General features: G+C 36.6%; 7 protein-coding genes and 1 tRNA gene. All 8 read left to right on the forward strand.

What is annotated here, in order from left to right; genetic code table 11:
* Positions 1–1064 (forward strand): Rib/alpha-like domain-containing protein (locus PCY08_RS09850; protein WP_301560222.1); only part of this gene is annotated, 1064 nt, incomplete at its 5' end.
* A 979-nt stretch (positions 1065–2043) separates the two neighbouring features.
* Positions 2044–2412 (forward strand): hypothetical protein, encoded by a 369-nt coding sequence (locus PCY08_RS09855; protein ID WP_049530250.1) that lies wholly within the window; start codon positions 2044–2046, stop codon positions 2410–2412.
* A gap of 136 nt (positions 2413–2548) precedes the next feature.
* The gene (locus PCY08_RS09860; protein ID WP_045763384.1) at positions 2549–3241 is read left to right on the forward strand and encodes a phosphoglycerate mutase; all 693 of its coding nucleotides are present in this window, start codon (positions 2549–2551) and stop codon (positions 3239–3241) included.
* 172 nt (positions 3242–3413) lie between these two features.
* On the forward strand, positions 3414–3566 hold the full coding sequence (rpmG, locus tag PCY08_RS09865) for a 50S ribosomal protein L33 (RefSeq protein WP_001809375.1): 153 nt from the start codon (positions 3414–3416) through the stop codon (positions 3564–3566).
* Positions 3567–3575: 9 nt separating this feature from the next.
* On the forward strand, positions 3576–3752 hold the full coding sequence (gene secE, locus PCY08_RS09870) for a preprotein translocase subunit SecE (RefSeq protein ID WP_001211016.1): 177 nt from the start codon (positions 3576–3578) through the stop codon (positions 3750–3752).
* A 57-nt stretch (positions 3753–3809) separates the two neighbouring features.
* On the forward strand, positions 3810–4346 hold the full coding sequence (gene nusG, locus PCY08_RS09875) for a transcription termination/antitermination protein NusG (RefSeq protein WP_045763385.1): 537 nt from the start codon (positions 3810–3812) through the stop codon (positions 4344–4346).
* A gap of 192 nt (positions 4347–4538) precedes the next feature.
* Positions 4539–5003 (forward strand): sigma-70 family RNA polymerase sigma factor, encoded by a 465-nt coding sequence (locus tag PCY08_RS09880; RefSeq protein ID WP_301560223.1) that lies wholly within the window; start codon positions 4539–4541, stop codon positions 5001–5003.
* Between the two features lie 72 nt (positions 5004–5075).
* Positions 5076–5147: transfer RNA gene (locus tag PCY08_RS09885), tRNA-Glu, on the forward strand.
* Positions 5148–5298 lie beyond the last annotated feature (151 nt).

Consider the following 5298-nt stretch of genomic DNA (forward strand, 5'->3'; position numbering starts at 1 on the left):
ACGCTAAGAATTCAATTGGTAATACAGGAGATCTCCCAAGTGGTACAACCTATGCCTTCAAAGATCCAGTAGATACAACTACAACAGGCGATAAGGGAGCAACCGTTGTTGTAACTTACCCAGATGGTTCTAAGGATGAAGTTCCAGTAACTGTTAAGGTAGTAGAAAACCCAACACAAGCAGATCAAAACACCCCAACAGCTAAAGATCAAACAGTTAAGAAGGGTGAAACACCAGACGCTAAGAATTCAATTGGTAATACAGGAGATCTCCCAAGTGGTACAACCTATGCCTTCAAAGATCCAGTAGATACAACTACAACAGGCGATAAGGGAGCAACCGTTGTTGTAACTTACCCAGATGGTTCTAAGGATGAAGTTCCAGTAACTGTTAAGGTAGTAGATCCAAAAACAGATGCGGATAAGAACACGCCAACACCTAAGGACCAAACAGTCAATGTTGGTGAAACTCCAGATCCTAAGAAATCAATCGGAAACGTTGGAGATCTTCCATCAGGAACTAAGTTCGAATTCAAGACTCCAGTTGATACAACAACCCCAGGTGATAAGAGTACAACAGTCGTTGTGACTTACCCAGATGGATCTAAGGATGAAGTTCCAGTAACTGTTAAGGTAGTAACTCCAAACACACCAGCGCCTGTAACTCCAAGTACAGATGCGGACAAGAACACCCCAGTAGCGAAAGATCAAACAGTTAAACCAGGTGATAAACCAAACGCTAAAGATTCAATTGGCAACGTAGGTGATCTTCCATCAGGAACTAAGTTTGAGTACAAGACACCAGTAGACACTACAACACCAGGTGAAAAAGATGCTATTGTTGTCGTAACATATCCAGATGGATCTAAGGATGAAGTTCCAGTTAAAGTAACTGTTGCAGCTAATGCAGCTCCAGCTTCTGATAACACTCCAGCTAAGAAAGCGGGTGCTAAAGAATTACCAAACACTGGTACAAAACAATCTAGCGCTTCACTTGCTCTAGCACTTCTTGCAGCAGCGACAGGAGGACTCCTCATCGCTAAAAAACGCGAGGAAGAAGAGTAAATAAAAAGCTCAAATAAAGCAAAACTGAGAATGATTATTCTTTGAGACTGCTAGAAAAACCGTAAGAAGAAATTCTTACGGTTTTTTGATTTTAAGGCTAGTTTTACTATTATTTGAAGTCAGATAAATAAAATTTTTTCCTGATAACGATATCTCGGAAAAATTGCAGAATGTAAATTAGTCAACAATTTATTAATACTATAGTGGATTGAAATAAGATGTGAACAAAGAGATTAGGAAAGTCAAATTAATTTCTAAAAACGCTTTAGAATCCTTGGTGTGCTATTCTAGATTCAATCCATTATATAATGGATTGAAAAAAGATATGAACAATGAGGCTAGGAAAGTCAAATTAATTTATAGAAACGTTTTAGAATCCTTGTCGTACTATTCTAGGTTCAATCCACTGTAGTTGTATAGTTCTATCAGAAACGATCAAGAACACTAAATTAAATCTGAGTAAGGCATAGAACAAGAAAACGGATATTTAACTCAGATAGCCTTACATAAGGGGTTAAACCGCCAAAATAGAAAATATAAACAGTTAGAAAATCTAGAAGATAATCGAGATTGAGAATGAAACTGACTTGTAACTAAAGTTAACCTCAAAAATAATAGAATAATCAAAAAATAAATGATGAGTATAACCTAAACTAATAAATGGGTAATACTAAAGATTAGCAACAAATCTAATGATAAATACTTCTCTACTAATTAGAGGTAAGTTAGATATAGTTTTTGATTTGAGTGAGAATATTTCACGAGGTTATGAAAAAAAATAAGTGGATTACTTGAATGACTGAACATAATGTAAAATAACAAGTAAAAAATAGAACAATTACACTTAAAATATCACTAGTTTACCTCGTATAGAGATCCAGTAAAGGAATCATCAATTCCATACCAGGCTGGTAAAAACTTTAAATAAAAACTAAAATATGGTAAAATAACGATTAAATAGAATTTTGAGGAGACATTTATGAAGACAAAAACACTTGCACAAGTTGATGGAATTATTGGGATCATTGCAGGAGCTGTTTTAGCAATTTTACCAGTCGTTATCGTTATGATTGCAGCTATTTCTGAAAATGAAGATTTTGCGGGAGTTGTTTTGGGAATTGTTTTCCTTGTTTTTACTTTAGTAAAAATCGCAACTCTAATCCTAGGAATTCTCACTCTTGTCTACTATAAGGATGACAAGCGTATCTCACTTGCTCCGTCTATCTTATTTATCGTTGGATCGGTAGTATCATTGATTCCGTTCTTGGGATGGATTGGTGGAATTATCCTCATCATTGGTGGAGCGCTATACTTGTCAAGCTTAAAACATTTCCAAATCGAAGGATAATTCTATACTAAAAGAGAAGAGACAAGAAGTCGCTTCTCTTTTTTGATTGATTTTGACTAGCTTTTTTGTGAAAAATTGTGTAAAATAGAATAGATAAACGAGGGAAACCTCGGAAAATAAAAGGAGTATCCATCAAATGGTAAAATTGGTTTTTGCTCGCCACGGTGAGTCTGAATGGAACAAAGCTAACCTTTTCACTGGTTGGGCTGATGTTGATTTGTCTGAAAAAGGAACACAACAAGCGATTGACGCTGGTAAATTGATCAAAGAAGCTGGTATCGAATTTGACCAAGCTTACACTTCAGTATTGAAACGTGCAATCAAAACAACTAACTTGGCTCTTGAAGCATCTGACCAATTGTGGGTTCCAGTTGAAAAATCATGGCGCTTGAACGAACGTCACTACGGTGGTTTGACTGGTAAAAACAAAGCTGAAGCAGCTGAACAATTTGGTGATGAACAAGTTCACATCTGGCGTCGTTCATACGATGTATTGCCTCCAGCAATGGATCGCGACGATGAGCACTCAGCTCACACTGACCGTCGTTACGCTTCACTTGACGACTCAGTTATCCCAGATGCTGAAAACTTGAAAGTGACTTTGGAACGTGCCCTTCCATTCTGGGAAGATAAAATCGCTCCAGCTCTTAAAGATGGTAAAAATGTATTCGTAGGAGCACACGGTAACTCAATCCGTGCTCTTGTAAAACACATCAAAGGTTTGTCAGACGACGAAATCATGGATGTAGAAATCCCTAACTTCCCACCATTGGTATTCGAATTTGACGAAAAATTGAACGTAGTTTCTGAATACTACCTTGGTAAATAAGAAACATAAAGCCTAGGATGATTCCTAGGTTTTTTCAATTTCTATATATTACAGTGCGAGATTAAAAGAAACCATATTTTGCAAATTTAAATAGAAAGTTTTAAGAATACAAAAAACAATTAAGCTTGTCAAAGCAGAGGATTCTTGTTATAATAGGTAAGATGGAGGCGTTATGGCACTTAAAAAAGCAAGTCTAGCCTGTGCGGTTTGTGGTTCTAGAAACTATTCGATTAAGATTAGTGGAAATCCAAAACCAACACGCTTAGAAGTAAATAAATTTTGTAAACACTGTGGCAAGTACACCACACACCGAGAAACGAGATAGGAGAAAACGATGCGTTTTATTAAGGATATTTTTAAACTTCTTAAAGAAACAACTTGGCCGACTCGCAAGGAAAGTTGGTTAGATTTTAAATCTATCATGGAATACACTGCTTTCTTTGTAGTGATGATTTATATTTTTGACCAATTGATTGTTAGCGGATTGATTCGTTTTATTAATATTTTTTAAAATAAGCTAAGAAAAAGATCTAGTCGCTGAAATTCTTCAGTTAGGAAAGGAAAAAACATGGATAGTTTTGATAAAGGATGGTTTGTGCTACAAACTTATTCTGGCTACGAAAATAAAGTAAAAGAAAATCTATTGCAACGTGCACAAACATACAATATGCTAGAAAATATTCTACGTGTTGAAATTCCTACACAAACAGTGCAAGTAGAAAAAAATGGAAAGAAAAAAGAAATCGAAGAAAATCGCTTTCCAGGTTATGTTCTTGTAGAAATGGTTATGACCGACGAAGCATGGTTTGTTGTGCGTAACACACCAAACGTAACAGGATTCGTAGGCTCACACGGTAATAGATCAAAACCAACTCCACTTTTGGAACAAGAAATTCGTGATATTTTAGTTTCTATGGGTCAAACTGTCCAAGAATTTGATATTGATGTCGAAGTTGGTCAAACTGTTCGTATTATTGACGGTGCTTTCGCAGATTACACAGGTAAGATCACAGAAATTGATAACAATAAAGTTAAGATGATTATCTCAATGTTTGGTAATGATACAGTTGCAGAAGTAAATCTTAACCAGATTGCAGAACTTTAATCGGACATTTCATCAATTAAAATTACAAAGTAAAGACAACCGTATAGAAAACAGTTGTCTTTTTTTACCCTCACTTGTCAGTATTCACAACTGCCATATCATTAGAGAGTAAAAACAGCACAAGATAGAAACTAGTGCCCCTCTTTCCCCCTTTCTCTGCTATACTACAAGCAGAGAAAGGGGGGGAAGCAAATGCTTGAGAAATATTATGCAAAGGTAAAAGGAATTGTTCATAAATGTAGAAAAGATTATTATCTCCACCTGTGGGAGAAAGAGGATTGGGACCAAGAGGGCATGATCTGTCTTTATGAACTGCTTGAGGTCCATCCAGAATTAGTGGAAGAGGAAAAGAAGCTCTACGTCTACTTCAAAACAAAATTTCGCAATCGAATCCTTGATAGTGTCAGAAAACAAGAGAGTCAAAAACGTCGTCTAGACCGGATGGCCTATGAAGAAGTAGGGGAGATTAGCCATCGCCTACCAGAAGGAGGATTGTGGTTGGATGATTACTACGCCCTTCATGAATTGTTGGATACTTATAGAAGAAAATTACCAGAAGATAAGCAAGAAGCTTATGAACGCCTCTGGGCAGACGAACGATTTAAAGGTCGCAAAGCCCTTCTCAGAGAGCTGAAGGCAACATTACAAGACTTCTAAAAAAATTTAAAAAAAGGTGTTGACAAAGTAAGAAAAGTCGGTATAATAGTAAGAGTTGAAAATAACAACTCCGGTCCGTTGGTCAAGGGGTTAAGACACCGCCTTTTCACGGCGGTAACACGGGTTCGAATCCCGTACGGACTATAGTATAAAGCAGATGAAACACTGGATGAAAAAAATTAAAAAAAGTTTCAAAAAAGTGTTGACAAGCGAAAGCGGCTGTGATATACTAATATAGTTGTCACTTGAGAGAAGTGAGTGACAAAGACCTTTGAAAACTGAACAAGACGAACCA

Source organism: Streptococcus sp. SO4 (assembly GCF_030440055.1).
Classification (GTDB): Bacteria; Bacillota; Bacilli; order Lactobacillales; family Streptococcaceae; genus Streptococcus; species Streptococcus nidrosiense.

Excerpts from the sequence above, each read along its gene's own strand:
- secE (WP_001211016.1), top strand. The coding sequence starts at position 3,576 with ATGCGTTTTATTAAGGATATTTTTAAACTTCTTAAAGAAACAACTTGG.
- rpmG (WP_001809375.1), top strand. The coding sequence starts at position 3,414 with ATGGCACTTAAAAAAGCAAGTCTAGCCTGTGCGGTTTGTGGTTCTAGA.
- nusG (WP_045763385.1), top strand. The coding sequence starts at position 3,810 with ATGGATAGTTTTGATAAAGGATGGTTTGTGCTACAAACTTATTCTGGC.
- PCY08_RS09855 (WP_049530250.1), top strand. The coding sequence starts at position 2,044 with ATGAAGACAAAAACACTTGCACAAGTTGATGGAATTATTGGGATCATT.
- PCY08_RS09880 (WP_301560223.1), top strand. The coding sequence starts at position 4,539 with ATGCTTGAGAAATATTATGCAAAGGTAAAAGGAATTGTTCATAAATGT.
- PCY08_RS09860 (WP_045763384.1), top strand. The coding sequence starts at position 2,549 with ATGGTAAAATTGGTTTTTGCTCGCCACGGTGAGTCTGAATGGAACAAA.